A 20,918-nucleotide genomic window follows, 5' to 3' on the forward strand; every position below is an offset into this window, starting at 1 on the left:
CTGTGGTGACAGTAGTAAGGAGACCTGTATGGCAAAGTATCAAAATATGCTGGTGGCTATCGATCCGAATCAGGACGATCAGCCAGCATTACGACGTGCTGTGTATTTACATCAACGGATTGGTGGCAAAATTAAAGCCTTTTTGCCGATTTATGACTTCTCATACGAGATGACCACCCTTCTGTCGCCTGACGAGCGCACCGCTATGCGTCAGGGAGTGATCAGCCAGCGTACCGCGTGGATCCGCGAGCAGGCGAAGTATTATCTGGAAGCGGGCGTACCTATCGATATCAAGGTGGTCTGGCACAACCGTCCTTTCGAAGCCATTATTCAGGAAGTGGTGGCCGGTGGGCATGACCTGCTGCTGAAAATGGCGCACCAGCATGACAAACTGGAATCCGTGATTTTCACCCCGACCGACTGGCACCTGCTGCGCAAATGCCCTTGTCCGGTATGGATGGTGAAAGATCAGCCGTGGCCTGAGGGCGGGAAAGCCGTCGTGGCGGTCAATCTGGCCAGCGAAGAGGATTATCACAATTCGCTGAACGAGAAGCTGGTGAAGGAGACCCTTCAGCTTGCCGACCAGGTTAACCACACTGAAGTCCATCTGGTGGGTGCCTATCCGGTTACGCCAATCAATATCGCCATCGAACTGCCTGAATTTGACCCGAGCGTGTATAACGACGCGATTCGCGGTCAGCATCTGCTGGCCATGAAAGCGCTGCGCCAGAAATTCAGTATCGATGAGAACATGACCCACGTAGAAAAAGGGTTACCGGAAGAGGTTATTCCGGATCTGGCGGAGCATTTGCAGGCCGGGATTGTGGTGCTGGGCACCATTGGCCGGACCGGTATTTCTGCCGCGTTCCTGGGTAATACCGCCGAGCAGGTGATCGACCATCTTCGCTGCGACCTTCTGGTTATCAAGCCGGATCAGTATCAGACGCCGGTTGAACTGGACGATGAGGAAGACGATTGACCCCAAAATGAAAGCCCGCCGGTAACGGCGGGCTTTTTTTATTGCGCTTCGCTCAACCGTTGCGCCGGTGCCTCGTCGCCAGCATTCATCCAGGGCGCGTGCAGAACCATGCTCGGCAGCGCCAGCTTGATCTCTTGCTGGTTCAGCCCCTCCAGAATACGAATATTGATCTCCTGCTGAATATCCATGTACTTGTTGTAATCAGCCGTATTAACAATATGGACCACCTCGAAGGTCAGGCGATCGCGATCGAAGCCCAGGAAATGGGCGCGGTCAAACTTCGTTTCCCCGACGTCGGTAATGATCTGTTTGACCATATCACCCACTGAACGCAGTTTTTCCGGCGCCGTGTCGCTGGCGACCCCGAAGGTAAAGACGATCCGGCGCGTTTGCATCCGCTTGTAGTTATGCAGCGTCTGTTGCAGCAGGATGGCGTTCCCGCAGACAATCTGCTCCCCGCTCAGGCTACGGATACGGGTGGTTTTCAGGCCGATGTGCTCTACCGTCCCGGCGACATCGTTAAACACCACAAAATCGCCGATTTCGAACGGCTTATCAAAACCGATGGAGAGCGATGCAAACACGTCGCTCAGGATCGTTTGCACCGCGAGGGCGATAGCAATACCCCCTACCCCAAGGCTGGCAACCAGAGCAGTGATGTTGACGCCCGCGTTAGCAAGGATAGACAGCAGCATCACTGACCAGACAATGGCACGGAGGATAAGCCCCGTGATCACCAGCGTCACCGGGTTTTTATGGCTTCCCGGCGCCAGCATGACGTGACGAAGCCACGACACCACCCCCTGATCCATCCACAGCGCCACCTGGATAGCGAAGACCAGGAACCAGGCGTGGCTCACGGTACCAAAGAGATGATCCGGTAAGTCGACGAAACGCAGGCTGAACAGCAGCGCCACGACAAAAAGCAGGAAGCGGCTGGTGCGGTTAAGCATATCCGTCAGGATAAAACGCATCCGGTTGGTGGTGGGATGCTTGTCGCCCCAGGTGGTGATCCCCTTCTTAACAAAGGCGATCAGGCGCGTCAGCAGCCAGTACACCAGCAAAGTTACAAAGACTACCGTGGCGACGCCAATCCAGAATGATGGCGTCATCATCAGCGCGATGATGTCAAAGCGGGACAGAAATTGCATTACACCTCCTCGTATTACACAAAGGGTAAAGTATAGACAGAGGAGAATGGCTGACCGCAGAAATAAGAAAACCGCCCCCAGGGGCGGTTTGACAGGATGAAGCGGAATTAAAGAGATTTCAGAATCGCATCCACGCTGGCCTTGGCGTCGCCAAACAGCATGTGGGTGTTATCTTTGAAGAACAGCGGGTTCTGCACGCCAGCATAGCCGGTGTTCATAGAGCGTTTGAAGACAATGACGTTCTGCGCCTTCCACACTTCGAGAACAGGCATACCCGCAATCGGGCTGCGCGGATCGTCCTGCGCCGCCGGGTTAACGGTGTCGTTGGCGCCAATCACCAGCACGGTGTCGGTGTCGGCGAAATCATCGTTGATCTCGTCCATTTCCAGCACGATGTCGTAAGGCACCTTCGCTTCCGCCAGCAGCACGTTCATGTGGCCTGGCAGACGCCCCGCCACCGGGTGAATACCAAAGCGAACCTTGATACCGCGCGCGCGCAGTTTCTCGGTGATTTCCGCCACCGGATACTGCGCCTGCGCCACCGCCATGCCATAGCCCGGGGTGATGATAACGGAATGCGAGTTTTTCAGCATCTCTGCGGTGTCTTCCGCACTGATTTCACGGTGTTCACCCACTTCCTCATCAGAACCGGTTGATGAACCGTCAGAACCGAAGCCACCCGCGATGACGCTGATAAACGAGCGGTTCATCGCCTTACACATGATGTAAGACAGGATCGCACCGGAAGAACCGACCAGCGCACCGGTGACAATCAGCAGGTCGTTGCTCAGCATAAAGCCTGCTGCTGCCGCTGCCCAACCGGAGTAGGAGTTCAGCATGGAGACGACTACCGGCATATCTGCCCCGCCGATAGACGCCACCAGATGCCAGCCGAAGGCTAGCGCGATGATGGTCATCACCAGTAACGCCAGCACCTGCAAGCCTACGCTTTCGGTACGCACGAAGACCACCAGCAGCACAAAGGAAACGACCAGCGCCGCCAGATTCAGCTTATGGCGGTTAGGCAGCATCAGCGGTTTGGAAGAGATCTTCCCGCGCAGTTTGCCGAACGCCACGATTGAGCCGGTGAAGGTCACCGCACCAATGAAGATGCCGAGGAACACTTCGGTCAGGTGGATGTTCACCAGAATCGGTTCCAGACCCGGTTCGTGGTACAGATAGCTGTTGAAGCCCACCAGCACCGCGGCCAGACCCACGAAGCTGTGCAGAATAGCAACCAGCTCCGGCATCTCGGTCATTTCAACGCGTTTCGCCAGACGAATACCAATCGCACCACCGATGATCATCGCCACCAGGATCCACGCCACGTTGCCGGTGTCCGGCCCAAAGATGGTGGCAATCAGCGCAATCGCCATCCCGGCGATACCAAAGTTATTTCCCTGCTGAGACGTTTCGTGTTTGGAAAGCCCCGCCAGACTGAAAATAAACAGGATTGCAGCAACAATGTATGCGGCTGTAACTAATCCTCCAGACATATGCTACCCCTTAGCCTTTACGAAACATTTTCAGCATGCGCTGAGTCACGGTGAAACCACCGAAAATATTGATACTGGCGATCAGCACTGCAATGAAGCTCAGGAAGCTGATCCAGCCGCCATGACCAATTTGCAGCAATGCCCCAACCACGATAATCCCGGAGATGGCATTGGTAACCGACATCAGCGGGGTATGCAGCGCATGGGAAACGTTCCACACGACGTAGTAACCCACCACGCAGGAGAGCGCGAAGACGGTGAAGTGGCCAAGGAACTCTTTTGGCGCGACGTCCGCCAGCCAGCCAAACAGGATAATGACCAGCGCCATGATGGCGTATTTGCGCCACGGCGACGCAGGTTTCGCTGGTTCTGCAGGCTCAGGCGCCGCTTTCGGCGCAGCCTGAGGCTGAGCGGAAACCTGTATCGGCGGTGCAGGCCAGGTGATTTCCCCTTCACGCACCACGGTCACGCCGCGCACCACCACATCATCAAAATCAACGGTGATGTTGCCGTCTTTCTCTTTGCAGAGCAGCTTCAGCAGATTAACGAGGTTCGTGCCGTACAGCTGAGAGGACTGGGTTGGCAGACGGCCTGGCAGGTCGGTATAACCGATCACCTTCACGCCGTTCGCGGTCGTCGTGACCTGATTTGGCACGGTATACTCACAGTTACCGCCGTTTTGCGCCGCCAGATCGACAATCACGCTGCCCGGCTGCATGGAATCCACCATCTCACGGGTGATCAGCTTCGGCGCCGGTTTACCTGGAATAAGCGCGGTGGTGACAATGATGTCCACCTCTTTTGCCTGCGCCGCAAAGAGCGCCATTTCCGCCTTAATAAAGGCTTCAGACATGACCTTCGCGTAACCATCACCGCTGCCCGCTTCTTCCTTGAAGTCCAGCTCAAGGAATTCGGCGCCCATACTCTGCACCTGCTCCTTCACTTCCGGCCGGGTATCAAACGCACGAACAATAGCGCCCAGGCTGTTTGCGGCCCCAATAGCGGCAAGACCTGCCACACCGGCACCAATTACCATCACCTTCGCGGGTGGTACTTTGCCTGCGGCCGTAATTTGACCCGTAAAGAAGCGACCAAACTCATGCGCAGCTTCGACAATGGCGCGATAGCCGGCAATGTTTGCCATAGAACTCAGCGCATCCAGAGACTGCGCGCGCGAAATACGCGGCACGGAATCCATCGCCATCACGGTGACACCGCGTGCCGCCAGCTTCTCCATCAGCTCCGGGTTTTGGGCTGGCCAGACAAAGCTCACAAGCGTGGTGCCCGCGTTCAGCAGTTCAATTTCACTCTCTTCCGGTGCGTTTACCTTCAGAATAATGGGTGATTGCCAGACCTCAGCACCGTCCACTACGTCCGCGCCAGCCTGAATAAAGGCCTCGTCATCGAAACTCGCCAGTTTGCCCGCGCCGCTTTCAATCGCGACGGTAAAACCCAGTTTAAGCAGTTGCTCCACCGTTTTTGGTGTTGCCGCTACGCGGGTTTCATTGGCTAACCGTTCTTTTGGTACCCCAATACGCATAGTTTTCCCTTCCATCGGTTTGTGATGATGGTTTGTCGATAATTGCCCGCGGTTCGTATCAATTTTCACCATCGCGATAACGACGGAGAATGATTAACCCCGGAAAATAAAACAGTAACAAACTTTCTATAACCTACTGAAAATAGCGCCCGTGATCTACCGCCAGAAAACACTATTTCTTATTTTATCTGTGAAAAATAAGCGATCGGGGTCACTGACAGAGATATTTACCTTAAATTCGCCTTCAGGACCGATAAATCGCGCAAGCGAAGCGGTAAAAACATGATATAGCGCCATAAAAGAACAACTCATTAACATTAAATTAACTTGTAAAAGTCATATGCTTAATCAGTTTTTCTTGTGAAACGCCTGTTTTTTCCACATATCACAAAATGTTATCGAATCAGGTCCTTTGCTGAGCACAGGCTGTGAAAAATGCCGCAGACAGCGACGGGTGTTAAATGCCATAATCGGGACCGTCTCAAATTAACAACAACACCAGTACATGGTTTGCGCAAGGCGAAGGATTATTTTTATGAAGCTTAAGAACACACTCCTGGCGTCCGCACTTCTTTCCGCGACCGCCCTGTCAGCGAATGCTGCGACAGAGTTGACGCCGGAGCAAGCGGCAGCGTTAAAACCTTTTGACCATACGGTCATTGTGGGTCGGTATAATTCCATTGGCGATGCCGTCGCCGCCGCATCAAAAGCCGCCGATAAAAACGGCGCTGCCTCGTTTTACGTTGTTGACCAGTCCGATCAGGGCAACAGCGGTAACCAGCGCGTGACTGTTGCGCTGTACAAAGAGAATGCCCCAAAGGCAGATGAACAGAAAAACCGCGTGATTAACGGCATTGTTGAACTGCCGAAAGATCAGGCTGTTCAGCTGGAACCGTATGACACCGTGACCGTTCAGGGCTTCTACCGCAGCCAGCCTGAAGTTAACGATGCCATCACCAAAGCCGCGAGAGAAAAAGGCGCTTACGCGTTTTATATCGTGCGTCAGGTTGATGCCAACCAGGGCGGAAACCAGCGCATTACCGCCTTCATCTATAAGCAAGATGCGAAAAAACGCGTAGTGCAAAGCCCGGATGCGATTCCAGCGGATTCAGAAGCCGGTCGTGCTGCGTTAGCAAAAGGCGGTGAAGAAGCGAAGAAAGTTGAAATTCCGGGCGTAGCAACGTCTGCGGCACCAAGCGCAGAAGTGGGTCGTTTCTTTGAAACCCAATCCACCAAAGGCGGTCGTTATACCGTTACGTTACCAGACGGCACGAAAATTGAAGAGCTGAACAAAGCCACTGCCGCGCAGATGGTGCCGTTCGACAGCATCAAGTTTACGGGCAACTATGGCAACATGACAGAAATCTCCTATCAAGTGGCGAAGCGTGCTGCGAAGAAAGGCGCGAAGTATTACCACATCACCCGCCAGTGGCAGGAACGTGGCAACAACCTGACCATCAGTGCCGATCTGTACAAGTAACAAAACGGTTTCATAAAGGCGGCGCAGTGCCGCCTTTTTTGTTACTTTTTTTCTGATTTCTGCCCCATGTCATTGCATGCATCCGTCACACTCCGTAAAATCCCGCGCCTTAGCGTGATCCACCATTTTTATGCGCCTTAGCGAAATAATTATTCTGGATTTGGACTTTTCATAACAGGAAGCCAATGGAAAAGAAACTTGGCCTGAGTGCGTTAACTGCACTTGTATTGAGCTCAATGCTGGGCGCGGGCGTATTCAGTTTGCCGCAGAACATGGCGGCCGTCGCCAGCCCGGCCGCATTATTGATTGGCTGGGGCATCACCGGCGTCGGGATTTTGTTGCTGGCGTTCGCCATGCTGCTGCTGACGCGTATCCGACCGGATCTGGACGGCGGAATATTCACTTACGCCCGTGAAGGTTTTGGCGAGCTGATTGGCTTCTGCTCCGCCTGGGGCTACTGGCTGTGCGCGGTGATCGCCAACGTCTCCTATCTGGTTATCGTCTTCTCGGCGCTCAGTTTCTTTACCGATACGCCCGAACTGCGCCAGTTTGGTGACGGCAATACCTGGCAGTCCATCGTCGGCGCCTCGGTGCTGCTGTGGATTGTTCACTGGTTGATTTTGCGCGGTGTTCAGACCGCGGCCAGCATTAACCTGGTGGCGACGCTGGCCAAGCTGGTGCCGCTTGGCCTGTTCGTCGTGCTGGCCTTCCTCGCCTTCCGTCTCGATGTCTTTACGCTCGATTTCAGCGGTATTGCGTTGGGCGTTCCCGTCTGGGAGCAGGTGAAAAATACCATGCTGATTACCCTGTGGGTGTTCATCGGTGTTGAAGGTGCCGTCGTGGTCTCTGCCCGCGCGCGTAACAAACGCGACGTGGGACGCGCCACACTGCTGGCCGTCCTGGCGGCGCTGGGCGTTTATCTGCTGGTGACGCTGCTGTCGCTCGGTGTGGTGGCCCGCCCTGAACTGGCGGAGATGCGTAATCCGTCCATGGCCGGGCTGATGGTGAAAATGCTCGGTCCCTGGGGTGATGTGGTTATCGCGGCAGGTTTGATTGTCTCCGTCTGCGGCGCGTACCTGAGCTGGACCATTATGGCGGCGGAAGTTCCGTTCCTGGCCGCCACGCACAAAGCGTTCCCGCGCCTGTTTGCCCGTCAGAATAAAAACAGTGCGCCATCGGCTTCTCTGTGGCTCACCAACATCAGCGTGCAGGTCTGTCTGGTGCTGATCTGGCTCACAGGTTCGGACTATAACACGCTGCTGACCATCGCCTCCGAGATGATTCTGGTACCCTATTTCTTAGTGGGCGCATATCTGTTAAAAATTGCGACCCGCCCGGCACACTATGCGGTAGGCGTAGGTGCCTGTATTTACGGTCTATGGTTATTGTATGCTTCCGGCCCGATGCATCTGCTGCTGTCCGTGGTGCTCTACGCGCCAGGCCTGCTGGTATTTATCTACGCTCGCCGTACGCATCAGCTTGATAATGCCCTTAAGCGCCGCGAAATGGCGTTGATAGGTTTGCTGTTAGTCGCTGCCGTACCGGCAACGTGGATGTTAATGGGATAGCGCCGCCTGTCCCATTGTTGAACTGAAAAGGAGATTACGATGGGACACACGCAGCAACGCCCAATATTGATCACTGGCGCAGGCCGTCGCATCGGCCTCGCCCTCGCCCATCACTTTCTCAATCTTCGCCATCCGGTTATCGTCAGTTACCGCACGGAATATCCCTCCATTGAAGGGCTACGACATGCCGGAGCCGTCTGCATTCAGGCGGATTTCTCCACGGATGAAGGTATTCTTGCTTTCGCGGAAAAAGTGAAATCGACCACCCCCGGGCTGCGGGCGGTTATTCACAACGCCAGTACCTGGCTTCCTGAAAAAGCAGGACATTCGCTCAGCGAAACGCTCGCCTGCATGATGCAGATCCACGTTAATGCGCCTTATCTGCTCAACCATGCCCTACAGGATCTGCTACGCGGACACGGCCATGCCGCAGGCGACATTATCCATTTCACCGATTACGTGGTGGAGCGAGGCAGCGATAAACACATTGCCTACGCGGCCAGCAAAGCCGCGCTGGATAATATGACTCGCTCGTTCGCGCGCAAGCTGGCCCCCGAGGTAAAAGTCAACGCGATTGCCCCGGCGATGATTTTATTTAACGAGGGCGATGATGCCGAGTATCGTCAGCAGGCGCTTAACAAATCGTTGATGAAAATTGCGCCCGGCGAGAAAGAGGTGATCGACCTGATCGATTATCTGCTGACCAGCTGTTACGTCACGGGAAGGACGTTTGCCGTGGACGGTGGCCGCCCGCTGCGCTAGTGAAAGCGGCTCCAGAAGAAGATGAGCACCCAGGCGCTGAGGCTCCAGCAGACCACCGCCCCGCCCAGCGCCAGGGGCAGACGCAGAAAACCGGTGAAGTACCACAGCGACAGCAGATAGATGAAATACGGGATGATTGACCACATCCCGAATACAATGGTGGCACGCAGCGCCTCTATACCCCGCTCAGAGGCCACAATATAGTGCGCGATTAACGCAAAGGTGGGAAACAGCGGGATAAGCCCGGCAATGTAGTAGTTCTTCGTTTTAGCCAGCACCCCAATCAGCAGCACGACCAGCGCACCCAGCGCGGCTTTGATCAACAGCCCCATTCTTTTCCCTTAACAATCAAATAACATTCCCGTGCAGGATAACGGAACTCCGGCTAATTATGAAAGATTAATGGAAGGTTAAGGTTGTGCGGTGTATGTTGACGTTTTTCGCGATGACAGACGTAGTATGAATAAGATTGTTTATGTTGAAGATGAACCCGAAGTGGGTCAATTGATCGCCGCTTATCTGGGTAAACATGATATTGAAGTGGTTGTCGAACCTCGTGGCGATCGCGCTGAAGACGTCGTCACCCGCGAAAATCCGGACCTGGTGTTGCTGGACATTATGCTGCCCGGAAAAGATGGCATGACGCTTTGCCGGGATCTGCGCGCGAAATGGGACGGCCCGATCGTGCTGCTGACCTCTCTCGACAGCGATATGAATCATATTCTGTCCCTTGAGATGGGCGCGAATGACTACATCCTGAAAACCACGCCGCCGGCGGTCCTGCTTGCCCGTTTGCGCCTTCATCTGCGTCAGCGTGCCAGCGCTGAGCGTGAAGCGCCTGCGCCCTCTTTAACGCCGCATAAGGCGATGCGGTTCGGCACGCTTTCTATCGACCCGGTCAACCGACAGGTTATGCTTTCCGGGGAGCTGATTGCGCTCTCAACCGCAGATTTTGACCTGCTGTGGGAGCTGGCAACTCATGCCGGGCAAATTATGGACCGGGATGCATTGCTGAAAAATCTGCGCGGCGTAAGTTACGACGGAATGGATCGTAGCGTTGATGTGGCGATTTCTCGCCTGCGAAAAAAACTGCAGGACAGCGCCACCGAGCCCTACCGCATTAAAACCGTACGTAATAAGGGCTACCTGTTTGCCCCGCACGCATGGGAAACCTGAAAAAAAACTACACAGTAAATTTCGAAAAATAACTTGCGATGCATAAGGATTGTTATCGGTATACGTCGTAAGTTTTCGATTATATGCATCGTTAGTCATGAAATATCCCTTGATCACATTCCTCTTACCTGTTCAATTTCGATGTGCATTTTTCGCGTAAACAAAAGTAGCTCTAATGTATTTCATTGCTATAGTACAATATATATTCAGCAGTTCAGGAACCATTATCGATCAAAAATCCGTCACTTAAATGCACATTGTGTTAAAAATGAACTTTACAATTGACTAAATTATTATCTTATCCTTATGAAAACAAAGGGGATATAGTTTGCATATAAATAATATCGATCTTTTTCAATAGCTTACGCGTTTGCAGAAATCTAATTCTCATGCTAAACCTTATACTCTCTCAATTATTTAATGAACGAGGTATAGCAATGTCATGGAGAGTCATTAGCTCGGTAATTTGTCCTAACACGGGAATCGTTTATTCAAGCATCTTGGGACTCAAGTTCTTGAAACTCATCATTTGGTATGAAAGCGATGTCTATTTGTACCCCGGCGATAGGATATATCCGACAAAGAATGGCGTCTTCATTAATGGCGTTTTCAAGCCAATATCGATATACAACATCTCCCCTTACAACGAGATGTTATGGAGTGAAATTAAAAACAAGATGGCCTGCCCATACAATCGAAACCAGGAAGAGGAGATATGTACCTACGCGGTGCATTGCAACGCGCGTAAGTGTCCGCATGGGTTTATCACGAATCCACTGATTGTCAGCACAGTCAAATCCAGACATTAACGAATGTTGGTAATGTTCAGGTTACAAAGATAAGTATCTTTGTCGCACCGTTTGCGCCGGATACCTCTCACTGGTAAACGCCATAAATAAAGCCACCCGCAGGTGGCCTTTGTCATTGTTATTCTGATTCACAAATACTCTCAATCGCAAATAAACTCGTATAGCGAAGCGTAAACGGATTACCCGGGCATTGATGGAATAAAGCGATGCCGTGTTTTATTACCTTTCGACGATTACCCCTTTTCAACGCATCATGCCTGACTTGCGCCCATAGCGACCCTGCTGGTAAAAGACGTGTAGTGAAGCCCCTGTTTCGGTGAAATTAATGAAGAAGCTGTTTGTTCAGTTTTATTTACTGCTGTTTGTCTGCTTTCTGGTGATGACCATGCTGGTCGGGCTGGTCTATAAGTTCACCGCAGAGCGTGCGGGCAGACAATCCCTGGACGATCTGATGAAAAGCTCGCTCTACCTGATGCGTAGCGAGCTGCGCGAAATTCCTCCGCATGACTGGGCACGTACGTTAAAAGAGCTGGATCTGAATCTGTCGTTTGATCTGCGTATCGAACCCATGAAGGATTTTGATTTAGCGCCGCCGGCGATGCAGCGTTTGCGCGACGGAGACATCGTCGCACTGGACGAGAAATATACCTTCATTCAGCGTATTCCGCGCAGCCACTATGTCCTGGCCGTCGGGCCAGTGCCCTATCTCTATTACCTGCACCAGATGCGCCTGCTGGATCTCGCCCTGCTGGGCTTTATTGCCATCTCGCTCGCTTTCCCTGTGTTCATCTGGATGCGACCGCACTGGCAGGACATGCTGAAACTGGAATCCGCCGCACAGCGTTTTGGGGAGGGTCATTTAACTGAACGCATACATTTCGACAGTGGTTCCAGTTTTGACCGTCTCGGTATTGCCTTTAACCAGATGGCCGATAACATCAACGCCCTGATTGCCAGCAAGAAGCAGCTTATCGACGGCATTGCGCATGAACTGCGCACTCCGCTGGTACGCCTGCGTTATCGCCTGGAGATGAGCGAGAACCTCACCGCCGCGGAATCGCAGGCCCTCAATCGGGATATTGGCCAGCTTGAAGCGCTGATTGAAGAGCTGCTGACCTATGCCCGCCTCGATCGGCCTCAGACGGAGTTGCACCTCAGTACGCCGGATCTTCCCGTCTGGCTACAGACGCATATTAACGATGTGCAGAGCGTTAACCCTCAGCGAAAACTGCTGACAGCCATTACCCCCGGCGCGTACGGCGCGCTGGACATGCGCCTGATGGAACGCGTGCTGGATAATCTGATGAACAACGCCATGCGCTACAGCGAAACCACGCTGCGCATAGGTTTAGATTTGCAGAGGAGCCAGGCAATTCTGTGCGTGGAAGACGATGGCCCCGGTATTGAGCCAGCGGAGCGTGAAAAAGTTTTCGAGCCGTTTGTGCGCCTCGACCCCAGCCGCGACCGTGCTACCGGCGGCTGTGGTCTGGGGCTGGCTATTGTCCGTTCTATTGCCCAGGCGATGGGCGGTTCGGTTCGCTGCGAAGCGAGCGAGCTGGGCGGGGCCCGGTTCGTCTTTAGCTGGCCGATCTATCACAACATTCCTCTTCCCGTACCTGCCTGAACTAAACCGCACGCTGGCCTGACCCGGCGTGTTGTGCTATATCAGTAGTATGTTGTAACTAATTAAGGACTATTATGGCGACTTACGATCTCATCGAAAGGCTTAACACCACATTTCGGGAAATAGAGCAGGCGTTACTGACCCTGACGGCGCAACTACAGGGCTGCCGCCTGTTGGCCGCCCGCGTCTTTTCCCTGCCCGAGGTGGCGAAAGGCGCGGAACACGACCCGCTGAACACCATTGAGGTAACGCAGCATATCGGTAAAGTGGCGCTGGAACTGACGTTGCAGCACTATCGCCGCCTTTTCATCCAGCAGCAGTCCGAAAATCGCAGCAGTAAGGCCGCCGTTCGCCTGCCCGGCGTCATCTGTCTGCAAACGGATACCGCAACGCGTGAAGCCATTGAGGCGCAAATTACGCATATTAATACGCTGAAAGCCGCCTTCGAGAAAATCGTGACCGTTGAGTCCGGGCTGGCACCGGCTGCCCGTTTTGAATGGGTGCATCGCCAGCTTCCGGGGCTGATCACCCTGAATGCTTACCGCACGCTGACGGTACTGCGCCACCCCGCCACGCTGCGCTTCGGCTGGGCCAACAAGCACATCATTAAAAACTTCACGCGCGACGAGATCCTGGCTCAGCTGGAGAAAAGTCTGAAATCGCCGCGAACGGTCGCCCCGTGGTCGCGGGAACAGTGGATTGAACGGCTGGAGCAGGAGTACCACAGCATTGCCTCCCTGCCGGCTGATACCCGTCTTAAAATAAAGCGTCCGGTGAAGGTGCAGCCTATCGCTCGTGTCTGGTATGCCGGACAGCAAAAGCAGGTGCAATACGCCTGCCCGACACCGCTGATTGCGCTCTACGATGCCGATCAGGGTGCGGTGGTGCCGGATATCGGAGAACTGCTAAACTACGATGCTGAAAACGTTCAGCATCGCTATAAACCCCAGGCACAGCCGCTACAGCTGATTATCCCGCGGCTGCACCTGTATGTGGCGCAGTGATTACCTGATGCTGCCCACCATCGCTTCCGGGCGGACCCAGGCATCAAACTCGGCGTCCGTCAGGTAGCCCAGCGCCAGCGCAGAGGCTTTCAGGGTAAGCCCCTCTTTGTGCGCTTTTTTAGCGATTTCGGCCGCTTTGTCATAACCAATATGGGTGTTTAGCGCCGTGACCAGCATCAGGGACTCATTCAGCAGCTGGCTGATTCGCTCGCGATTAGGCTCAATGCCCACCGCGCAGTGCTCGTTAAAGCTCTCCATGCCATCGGCCAGCAGACGAATCGATTGCAGTACGTTGTGGATCACCATCGGGCGATAGACGTTAAGCTCGAAGTTACCCGACGCGCCGCCCATGTTGACCGCAACGTCATTACCCATCACCTGACAGCACAGCATGGTCATGGCTTCGCACTGCGTCGGGTTTACTTTACCCGGCATAATGGAGCTACCCGGCTCGTTTTCCGGAATGCTGATTTCGCCGATGCCGCAGCGCGGGCCGGAGGCCAGCCAGCGCACGTCGTTGGCGATTTTCATCAGCGAGGCTGCCAGCCCTTTCAGCGCGCCATGGGTATGGACCAGCGCATCACAGGTCGCCAGCGCTTCGAATTTATTCGGGGCGGTAACAAACGGCTGCCCGGTGATCTTCGCCAGCTCTTCGGCCACGCGCACCGCGTACTCGGGATGGGTGTTTAACCCGGTGCCAACCGCCGTTCCGCCGAGCGCCAGCTCCGCCAGATGCGGCAGGCTGTTGTCTATATGCTTAAGATTGTGCTCCAGCATCGCCACCCAGCCGGAGATCTCCTGGCCAAGCGTCAGCGGCGTGGCGTCCTGCAGGTGCGTACGACCAATTTTTACAATGTCGCTGAAAGCCTGCGCTTTCTCGTTAAGCGTAGATTTGAGCACGTTGAGTTGCGGGATAAGCTGCTCGCGGATAGCGATGACGGCCGCCACGTGCATGGCCGTCGGGAACACGTCGTTGGAACTCTGGCTTTTATTCACGTCATCGTTCGGGTGAACCTTCCGCTCCATGCCGCGCACGCCGCCAAGCAGCTCGCTTGCGCGGTTCGCCAGCACCTCGTTCATGTTCATGTTGCTCTGGGTGCCTGAGCCGGTCTGCCAGATGGCAAGGGGGAATTCGTCGGGATGTTTGCCCGCCAGCACTTCGTCGGCGGCATTGATGATGGCGGAGGCTTTATCGGCATCCAGCAGGCCCAGATCCTGATTAACTTTGGCGGCAGCACGTTTGGTCAACGCCAGCGCCTGGATTAGCGAGACGGGCATTTTCTCTGTCGAAATGCGGAAATGCTCCAGCGAACGCTGGGTTTGCGCGCCCCATAGCTTGTCGGCCGGGACGTCGATGGCGCCCATGGAGTCTTTCTCGCGGCGATGCATTGTCATTACTTACTCCTTGATAACAAAGATGGGATTGCTCACATGCTTAAGAGATAAGTATTGATGACTTCTGAGAAACGTTATGGCGCTTTGTGCGCTCTTTTTGATGTCGGGTGGCGGCTGCGCCTTACCCGACCTACGAGAATGTAGGCCGGGTAAGCGTCAGCGCCACCCGGCAATTTACAGAATTACTTCACACACGCCGAACACTGGGAAGACTGGATCTGTTTGAAGAAGTCGTTACCTTTGTCATCCACAAGAATGAACGCCGGGAAGTCTTCCACTTCAATTTTCCAGATCGCTTCCATACCCAGTTCCGGGTACTCCACGCACTCCAGGCTCTTGATACTGCCCTGTGCCAGCACCGCTGCCGGGCCGCCGATGCTGCCGAGGTAGAAGCCGCCGTGCTTGTGGCACGCGTCCGTCACCTGCTGGCTGCGGTTGCCTTTCGCCAGCATGATCATGCTGCCACCGTTGGCCTGCAACTGGTCGACGTAGGAGTCCATACGGCCCGCCGTGGTTGGGCCTAACGAGCCGGAAGCATACCCATCAGGCGTTTTTGCCGGGCCTGCGTAGTAGATCGGGTGATCTTTAATGTACTGCGGCAGCCCTTCACCGTTGTCCAGGCGCTCTTTCAGCTTCGCATGGGCGATGTCGCGGCCCACGATAATCGTCCCGTTCAGGGAAAGGCGCGTTGAAACCGGATACTGCGAAAGCTGCGCCAGGATCTCCTTCATCGGACGATTCAGGTCAACGCGTACCGCTTCGCCCTCACCCGCTTTACGCAGTTCTTCAGGGATGTATTTGCCCGGGTTGTTCTCCAGCTTTTCGATCCAGATGCCGTCGCGGTTGATCTTCGCTTTGATGTTACGATCCGCAGAGCACGACACGCCCATCCCCACTGGACAGGATGCACCGTGGCGCGGGAGGCGGATCACGCGAATGTCATGCGCGAAGTATTTGCCGCCAAACTGCGCGCCCAGCCCCAGATTCTGCGCTTCGGCCAGCAATTCCTGCTCAAGCTGCACGTCGCGGAACGCCTGACCATGTTCGTTACCTTCCGTTGGCAGGCCATCGTAGTATTTGGTTGAGGCCAGCTTAACGGTTTTCAGGGTGCTTTCAGCAGACGTACCGCCAATCACAAACGCGATATGGTACGGCGGGCAGGCCGCAGTGCCAAGGGTGCGCATCTTCTCAACCAGATAGTTCTTCAGCTTGCCCGGGGTAAGCAGCGCTTTGGTTTCCTGGTAAAGATAGGTTTTGTTGGCTGAACCGCCGCCTTTGGCGATGCAGAGGAATTTGTACTCGTCACCGTCGACACTATAGAGGTCAATCTGCGCAGGCAGGTTGGTGCCGGTGTTCACCTCTTTGTACATATCCAGCGCCGCGTTTTGCGAATAGCGCAGGTTATCTTCGGTGTAGGTATTGTAGACGCCGCGCGCCAGCGCCGCTTCGTCACCGCCGCCGGTCCAGACGCGCTGGCCTTTTTTACCGGTGATAATCGCCGTGCCGGTGTCCTGGCAGGTCGGCAGAATGCCTTTCGCCGCGATATCAGAGTTACGCAGGAATTGCAGGGCAACGTACTTGTCGTTCTCGCTGGCTTCCGGGTCGCTCAGAATATCGGCAACCTGCTGCTGATGCGCCGGACGGAGCATAAAGGAAGCATCGTGGAAGGCTTGCTGCGCCAGCAGCGTCAGCGCCTGCGGGTCAACTTTGAGGATCTCCTGCCCTTCAAACTCAGAGACAGAAACGTAATCGCGGGTTAACAGGTAATACTCGGTCCGATCCTGACTGAGGGGGAAAGGATCCTGATAATGGAAGGGTTTATTCGACATTGTTCTCTCACTTACTGCTTCGGTCTGTTTATTCAGGGCAGATGTTCCGCTGCCCGGCTTAAAAGCGAGTCAGCTTATCCTACACAATTTTTTAACAAAAACTGAGACTAGTACGACTTTTTACATCCGCAGGTTACTTCCATTCGGTTTATTGCTTTAATACGCGAAGTTAATTCCACATATGAATCAGGGCTTGATAATGCAAAAACTCATCAACTCAGTGCAAAACTACGCCTGGGGAAGTAAAACTGCGTTAACGGATCTCTACGGTATCGCCAACCCGGACAACCTGCCGATGGCAGAGCTGTGGATGGGCGCGCACCCGAAGAGCAGCTCAAAAATTGAAGATGCCAGCGGCCAGGTGCGCAGCCTGCGTGATGTCATCGATGCCGACAAAGCCGCGCTGCTCGGCGATAAAGTGGCGAATCGTTTTGGTGAGCTGCCTTTTCTGTTCAAGGTATTGTGCGCCGACCAGCCGCTCTCCATTCAGGTTCACCCGAACAAAAAAGCCTCTGAGCTGGGCTTTGCCAAAGAAAATGCCGCCGGTATTCCGTTAGACGCCGCAGAGCGTAACTACAAAGATCCTAACCACAAGCCGGAACTGGTTTTCGCCCTTACCCCTTTCCTGGCGATGAATGCCTTCCGCGAGTTTTCCGAGATCATCTCCCTGCTGCAACCGGTCGCTGGGGCTCACAACGCGATCGCCCACTTCCTGGAAAACCCGAACGCAGAAGCCCTGAGCGCGCTGTTTGCCAGCCTGTTGAATATGCAGGGCGAGGAAAAATCCCACGCGCTGGCGGTGCTGAAAGCCGCGCTGAACGACCAGCAGGGTGAGCCATGGGACACCATTCGCGTAATTTCCGCGTTTTATCCGGACGACAGCGGCCTCTTCTCTCCGCTGCTGCTGAACGTGGTGAAGCTCAACCCGGGCGAAGCAATGTTCCTGTTCGCTGAAACCCCGCACGCCTACCTGAATGGCGTGGCACTGGAGGTGATGGCTAACTCCGATAACGTACTGCGCGCGGGCCTGACGCCAAAATACATCGACATCCCTGAGCTGGTTGCCAACGTGAAGTTCGTGGCGAAACCTGCTGCGGAGCTGCTTACTCAGCCGGTGAAAAACGGCGCAGAACTGGACTTCCCGATTCCGGTTGACGATTTTGCCTTCTCCCTGCATGACCTCAGCGCAGACGAAACCGCCATTGCACAGGAGAGCGCCGCGATCCTGTTCTGTGTGGAAGGCGAAGCGACGTTGCATAACGGTAGCGAGCGTCTGCTGCTTAAACCGGGGGAGTCCGCTTTTGTCCCGGCAAACGAGTCGCCTGTCTTCGTGAGCGGCACTGGTCGCCTGGCGCGCGTTTTTAATAAGCTTTAGGGACTTACTGAATTTTTTAACAACTCTTGCTAAGCTAGTAACAGGCGTTGTAACACTAGGCGGTTTTAACCGCCTGGTTTCATTTTAGGGATAATCGCAATGAAAAAATCGGTCGTAGCGGTAGGAGTGATTGTTGCTTTAGGCGTGATCTGGACGGGTGCTTCCTGGTATACCGGGAAACAGCTGGAAAGCCGTCTGGCAGAGATGATGGCACAGGCAAACAGCGAAATTAAGCGCAGCGCGCCTGAAGCAGGTCTGGAGCTGAGCTACCAGAACTACCAGCGTGGCGTCTTTACCAGCCATATGCAGGTGGTGGTGAAGCCGGTAGCGGGCAATCAGAACGCCTGGCTGAAACCGGGCCAGAGCGTGGTACTGGATGAAGTGGTCAGCCACGGTCCGTTCCCGCTGGCACAGTTGAAAAAGTTTAACCTGATCCCCTCTATGGCATCCGCCAGAACCGTACTGGTAAATAACGAGGTGACGAAGCCAATTTTCGATATGGCGAAAAATGAGTCGCCGTTCGAGATCAATACCCGCATCAGCTATGCCGGTGATACGCGTTCCGACATCGACCTGAAAGCGCTGAATTACGAACAAGGCACCGATAAAGTCGCCTTCAGCGGCGGTAATTTCCAGCTTGATGCCGATCGCGACGGCAAGAATGTCTCTCTGACCGGCGATGCCGCCAGCGGCCTGGTGAATTCAGTCAATGAATATAACCAGAAGGTCCAGCTTACCTTCAACAACCTGAAAGCCAGCGGCAATAGCCGTATGACCGATTTTGACGAGCGTATTGGCGATCAGAAGCTGAGCCTCGATAAGATCGCCATTGCGATTGAAGGTAAAGAGATGGCAGTGCTGGAAGGCATGGATCTGGACGGCAAGTCTGACGTTTCCAAAGACGGTAAAAGCATCAACACCCAGCTGGATTACAGCCTGAAAAGCCTGAAAGTACAGAATCAGGACCTGGGTACCGGCAAGCTGTCACTGAAAATTGGCAACATTGACGGTCAGGCATGGCACGAATTTAGCCAGAAATACAGCAAAGAGAGTCAGGCTCTGCTGACCGATGCCGCCCTGCAACAGAACCCGCAGGCGTACCAGCAGCAGGCGATGGCCGTGCTGTTTAATAACCTGCCGATCCTGCTGAAAGGCGAGCCGGTAATTACCGTTGCGCCACTGAGCTGGAAAAACGACAAAGGCGAAACCAACTTCAACCTGTCGCTGTTCCTGAAGGATCCGGCGGCCGCGACCGGCGAGCCGCAGACCCTGGCGCAGGAAGTTGACCGCAGCGTGAAATCGCTCGACAGCAAGCTGACCATCCCGATGGATATGGCAACCGAGTTCATGACGCAGATTGCGAAACTCGAAGGGTATGGTGAAGAAGATGCAGGTAAACTGGCAAACCAACAGGTGAAAGGCCTGGCGGCGATGGGCCAGATGTTCCGCATCACGAAGGTGGAAGACAACACCATTTCCACCAGCCTGCAATATGCTAATGGCCAGGTAACGCTCAACGGCGACAAAATGCCGCTGGAAGATTTTGTCGGCATGTTTGGTATGCCGACGCTGGGCATTCCGGCACCGGCTGAACCGGCAGCGCCGCCAGCAGTACCGCAGCAGTAAACGAAAAACCCCTCGCATGAGGGGTTTTTTATTGCCGGGCGATGTGCAGCAGAGATTACTTCACCGTCACTAACCGCGCCGCCACAATCTGATGGCCGGCCTGCACGTCCGTATTTTCAATACGCTGCATAATTCGGTCTGCCAGGGTGTACCCCATTTCACGAGCCGGCGTCGTCGCCCAGACGATGGGGAGATCGTCTAGCGCATTTTCACCGACATCCGCAAATGCCCCCAGCGCTACCTGATGGCCGAAGAACGTTTCTACCCCGCCCTCACCGCTCTGGCGTCCGGCGCGGATCAAGCCGAACCACGCCCCCATCGCAATCACATCGTTATAGCAAATCACCGCGCTGATTGTCGGGCTGTTGCGAAGCAACGTGCCGATGGCTTCGGCGGCTTTTTTCTGGCTGGATTCACACTCCACCACCCATTCGCTGTGAAACGGCAAGCCGGATTTGATGAGCGTGGAGCAGTAACCGCCCACCCGCTCGGCACGCGTCAGGGACGAGCTTTTACCGCCGAGCCAGGCGATGCGCTGATGGCCGCGATGAATAAGATGCTCGGTCAGCATTTGCGCGGCCTGCATGTTATCCGGCCGAAGGGTATCGGCTTCGTCGAGATAGCTGGCGCGTGACGCAACCACCAGCGGTACGCCTTTCTGCGCCGCGCGCTCACACAATTCACTGCCCACACCGGACGCGCCGGCCACGATCACCCCATCCACCCCTTGCGTCAGCAGCATATCCAGCCTGGAGAGCAGCTGCTCCGGTTCGCGCCCACCGTGGAGCAGGAAAACCATTCGCCCCTGCGCTTCAAGCGCCTCGGTAAGCCCGGCGGTCAGTTCTGCATAAAACGGCGACGCGAGGTCGCGAACAATCAGCCCTATCACCCCGCTTTGCCCACCGCGCAGCGCCGACGCCTGGCGATTACGCACAAAGCCCAGTTGCTCAACGGCCTCGTTGACGCGCTGACCCGTAGCAGGAGAGATGCGCCCCTTCCCGCTCAATACCAGCGAAACGGTGCTGACGGAAACCCCCGCCGCCAGCGCGACATCGTTGATGGTGATCTTTTTCGCTACAGCCATGTGGTGGCGTGACTCCTTGA

At 54.8% G+C, this 20,918-nt stretch carries 17 protein-coding genes; 10 read left to right on the forward strand and 7 right to left on the reverse strand.

Annotation, left to right across the window (positions count from 1 at the left end; genetic code table 11):
• Positions 1 to 28: 28 nt before the first annotated feature.
• Positions 29 to 979 (forward strand): universal stress protein UspE, encoded by a 951-nt coding sequence (uspE, locus tag C3451_RS01405; protein ID WP_003857535.1) that lies wholly within the window; start codon positions 29 to 31, stop codon positions 977 to 979.
• Positions 980 to 1,017: 38 nt separating this feature from the next.
• Here the strand turns inward: uspE and C3451_RS01410 are convergent, their stop codons facing one another.
• The 3 genes from C3451_RS01410 to pntA all read right to left on the reverse strand — a co-directional run bounded on the left by C3451_RS01410 (position 1,018) and on the right by pntA (position 5,166).
• Positions 1,018 to 2,130, reverse strand: coding sequence for a mechanosensitive ion channel family protein (locus tag C3451_RS01410; RefSeq protein WP_022647940.1), 1,113 nt, complete (start codon positions 2,128 to 2,130; stop codon positions 1,018 to 1,020).
• Positions 2,131 to 2,237: 107 nt separating this feature from the next.
• Positions 2,238 to 3,626: a Re/Si-specific NAD(P)(+) transhydrogenase subunit beta gene (pntB, locus tag C3451_RS01415; protein ID WP_022647939.1), complete on the reverse strand. Its 1,389-nt coding sequence runs from the start codon at positions 3,624 to 3,626 to the stop codon at positions 2,238 to 2,240.
• 10 nt (positions 3,627 to 3,636) lie between these two features.
• Positions 3,637 to 5,166: a Re/Si-specific NAD(P)(+) transhydrogenase subunit alpha gene (pntA, locus tag C3451_RS01420; RefSeq protein ID WP_023306087.1), complete on the reverse strand. Its 1,530-nt coding sequence runs from the start codon at positions 5,164 to 5,166 to the stop codon at positions 3,637 to 3,639.
• Positions 5,167 to 5,701: 535 nt separating this feature from the next.
• On the opposite strand from pntA, the gene ydgH reads away from it, so the two are divergent.
• The 3 genes from ydgH to folM all read left to right on the forward strand — a co-directional run bounded on the left by ydgH (position 5,702) and on the right by folM (position 8,976).
• Complete coding sequence (gene ydgH / locus C3451_RS01425) at positions 5,702 to 6,646, forward strand: DUF1471 family protein YdgH (RefSeq protein WP_022647937.1); 945 nt, start codon at positions 5,702 to 5,704, stop codon at positions 6,644 to 6,646.
• 185 nt (positions 6,647 to 6,831) lie between these two features.
• Entirely contained in the window at positions 6,832 to 8,214 is a 1,383-nt protein-coding gene (locus C3451_RS01430) for an amino acid permease (RefSeq protein ID WP_045622836.1), read from the forward strand.
• Positions 8,215 to 8,253: 39 nt separating this feature from the next.
• Positions 8,254 to 8,976 (forward strand): dihydromonapterin reductase, encoded by a 723-nt coding sequence (gene folM / locus C3451_RS01435; RefSeq protein ID WP_022647935.1) that lies wholly within the window; start codon positions 8,254 to 8,256, stop codon positions 8,974 to 8,976.
• Here the strand turns inward: folM and C3451_RS01440 are convergent.
• Positions 8,973 to 9,308, reverse strand: coding sequence for a GlpM family protein (locus C3451_RS01440; RefSeq protein WP_022647934.1), 336 nt, complete (start codon positions 9,306 to 9,308; stop codon positions 8,973 to 8,975). The genes folM and C3451_RS01440 overlap by 4 nt on opposite strands.
• Positions 9,309 to 9,435: 127 nt before the next feature.
• Here C3451_RS01440 and rstA point away from each other — a divergent pair, with 127 nt between their 5' ends.
• The 4 genes from rstA to tus all read left to right on the forward strand — a co-directional run bounded on the left by rstA (position 9,436) and on the right by tus (position 13,589).
• Entirely contained in the window at positions 9,436 to 10,152 is a 717-nt protein-coding gene (gene rstA / locus C3451_RS01445) for a two-component system response regulator RstA (protein ID WP_032671147.1), read from the forward strand.
• Between the two features lie 437 nt (positions 10,153 to 10,589).
• Entirely contained in the window at positions 10,590 to 10,961 is a 372-nt protein-coding gene (gene iraM / locus C3451_RS01450) for an anti-adapter protein IraM (RefSeq protein ID WP_023299972.1), read from the forward strand.
• A 325-nt stretch (positions 10,962 to 11,286) separates the two neighbouring features.
• Positions 11,287 to 12,585 carry a two-component system sensor histidine kinase RstB gene (rstB, locus tag C3451_RS01455; RefSeq protein ID WP_045622834.1) on the forward strand — a complete coding sequence of 433 codons (1,299 nt, stop codon included), beginning with the start codon at positions 11,287 to 11,289 and terminating at the stop codon, positions 12,583 to 12,585.
• Positions 12,586 to 12,659: 74 nt separating this feature from the next.
• The gene (tus, locus tag C3451_RS01460) at positions 12,660 to 13,589 is read left to right on the forward strand and encodes a DNA replication terminus site-binding protein (protein ID WP_022647930.1); all 930 of its coding nucleotides are present in this window, start codon (positions 12,660 to 12,662) and stop codon (positions 13,587 to 13,589) included.
• Here the strand turns inward: tus and fumC are convergent, their stop codons facing one another.
• Together fumC and fumA are read right to left on the reverse strand one after the other, a co-directional pair.
• Positions 13,590 to 14,984 carry a class II fumarate hydratase gene (gene fumC, locus C3451_RS01465; RefSeq protein WP_045308487.1) on the reverse strand — a complete coding sequence of 465 codons (1,395 nt, stop codon included), beginning with the start codon at positions 14,982 to 14,984 and terminating at the stop codon, positions 13,590 to 13,592. It lies immediately after the preceding gene.
• A 182-nt stretch (positions 14,985 to 15,166) separates the two neighbouring features.
• Positions 15,167 to 16,813 carry a class I fumarate hydratase FumA gene (gene fumA, locus C3451_RS01470; RefSeq protein ID WP_022647928.1) on the reverse strand — a complete coding sequence of 549 codons (1,647 nt, stop codon included), beginning with the start codon at positions 16,811 to 16,813 and terminating at the stop codon, positions 15,167 to 15,169.
• A 199-nt stretch (positions 16,814 to 17,012) separates the two neighbouring features.
• On the opposite strand from fumA, the gene manA reads away from it, so the two are divergent.
• Positions 17,013 to 18,188 carry a mannose-6-phosphate isomerase gene (gene manA / locus C3451_RS01475; RefSeq protein ID WP_032624354.1) on the forward strand — a complete coding sequence of 392 codons (1,176 nt, stop codon included), beginning with the start codon at positions 17,013 to 17,015 and terminating at the stop codon, positions 18,186 to 18,188.
• A 99-nt stretch (positions 18,189 to 18,287) separates the two neighbouring features.
• A complete protein-coding gene (locus C3451_RS01480) occupies positions 18,288 to 19,814 on the forward strand; it encodes a YdgA family protein (RefSeq protein WP_022647926.1) in 1,527 nt (508 codons plus the stop codon).
• 55 nt (positions 19,815 to 19,869) lie between these two features.
• Here C3451_RS01480 and C3451_RS01485 read toward each other — a convergent pair whose 3' ends face one another.
• Positions 19,870 to 20,898: a Mal regulon transcriptional regulator MalI gene (locus tag C3451_RS01485; protein WP_124304202.1), complete on the reverse strand. Its 1,029-nt coding sequence runs from the start codon at positions 20,896 to 20,898 to the stop codon at positions 19,870 to 19,872.
• Between the last annotated feature and the right edge of the window lie 20 nt (positions 20,899 to 20,918).

This window comes from Enterobacter sp. 301B, assembly GCF_003850715.1.
Taxonomy (GTDB): domain Bacteria; phylum Pseudomonadota; class Gammaproteobacteria; order Enterobacterales; family Enterobacteriaceae; genus Enterobacter; species Enterobacter intestinihominis.

Coding starts and splice junctions, on each gene's coding strand:
- C3451_RS01485 (WP_124304202.1), bottom strand. CDS start 20,898: ATGGCTGTAGCGAAAAAGATCACCATCAACGATGTCGCGCTGGCGGCG.
- rstB (WP_045622834.1), top strand. CDS start 11,287: ATGAAGAAGCTGTTTGTTCAGTTTTATTTACTGCTGTTTGTCTGCTTT.
- ydgH (WP_022647937.1), top strand. CDS start 5,702: ATGAAGCTTAAGAACACACTCCTGGCGTCCGCACTTCTTTCCGCGACC.
- fumA (WP_022647928.1), bottom strand. CDS start 16,813: ATGTCGAATAAACCCTTCCATTATCAGGATCCTTTCCCCCTCAGTCAG.
- pntB (WP_022647939.1), bottom strand. CDS start 3,626: ATGTCTGGAGGATTAGTTACAGCCGCATACATTGTTGCTGCAATCCTG.
- pntA (WP_023306087.1), bottom strand. CDS start 5,166: ATGCGTATTGGGGTACCAAAAGAACGGTTAGCCAATGAAACCCGCGTA.
- rstA (WP_032671147.1), top strand. CDS start 9,436: ATGAATAAGATTGTTTATGTTGAAGATGAACCCGAAGTGGGTCAATTG.
- C3451_RS01440 (WP_022647934.1), bottom strand. CDS start 9,308: ATGGGGCTGTTGATCAAAGCCGCGCTGGGTGCGCTGGTCGTGCTGCTG.
- C3451_RS01480 (WP_022647926.1), top strand. CDS start 18,288: ATGAAAAAATCGGTCGTAGCGGTAGGAGTGATTGTTGCTTTAGGCGTG.
- iraM (WP_023299972.1), top strand. CDS start 10,590: ATGTCATGGAGAGTCATTAGCTCGGTAATTTGTCCTAACACGGGAATC.
- folM (WP_022647935.1), top strand. CDS start 8,254: ATGGGACACACGCAGCAACGCCCAATATTGATCACTGGCGCAGGCCGT.
- fumC (WP_045308487.1), bottom strand. CDS start 14,984: ATGACAATGCATCGCCGCGAGAAAGACTCCATGGGCGCCATCGACGTC.
- C3451_RS01430 (WP_045622836.1), top strand. CDS start 6,832: ATGGAAAAGAAACTTGGCCTGAGTGCGTTAACTGCACTTGTATTGAGC.
- manA (WP_032624354.1), top strand. CDS start 17,013: ATGCAAAAACTCATCAACTCAGTGCAAAACTACGCCTGGGGAAGTAAA.
- C3451_RS01410 (WP_022647940.1), bottom strand. CDS start 2,130: ATGCAATTTCTGTCCCGCTTTGACATCATCGCGCTGATGATGACGCCA.
- uspE (WP_003857535.1), top strand. CDS start 29: ATGGCAAAGTATCAAAATATGCTGGTGGCTATCGATCCGAATCAGGAC.
- tus (WP_022647930.1), top strand. CDS start 12,660: ATGGCGACTTACGATCTCATCGAAAGGCTTAACACCACATTTCGGGAA.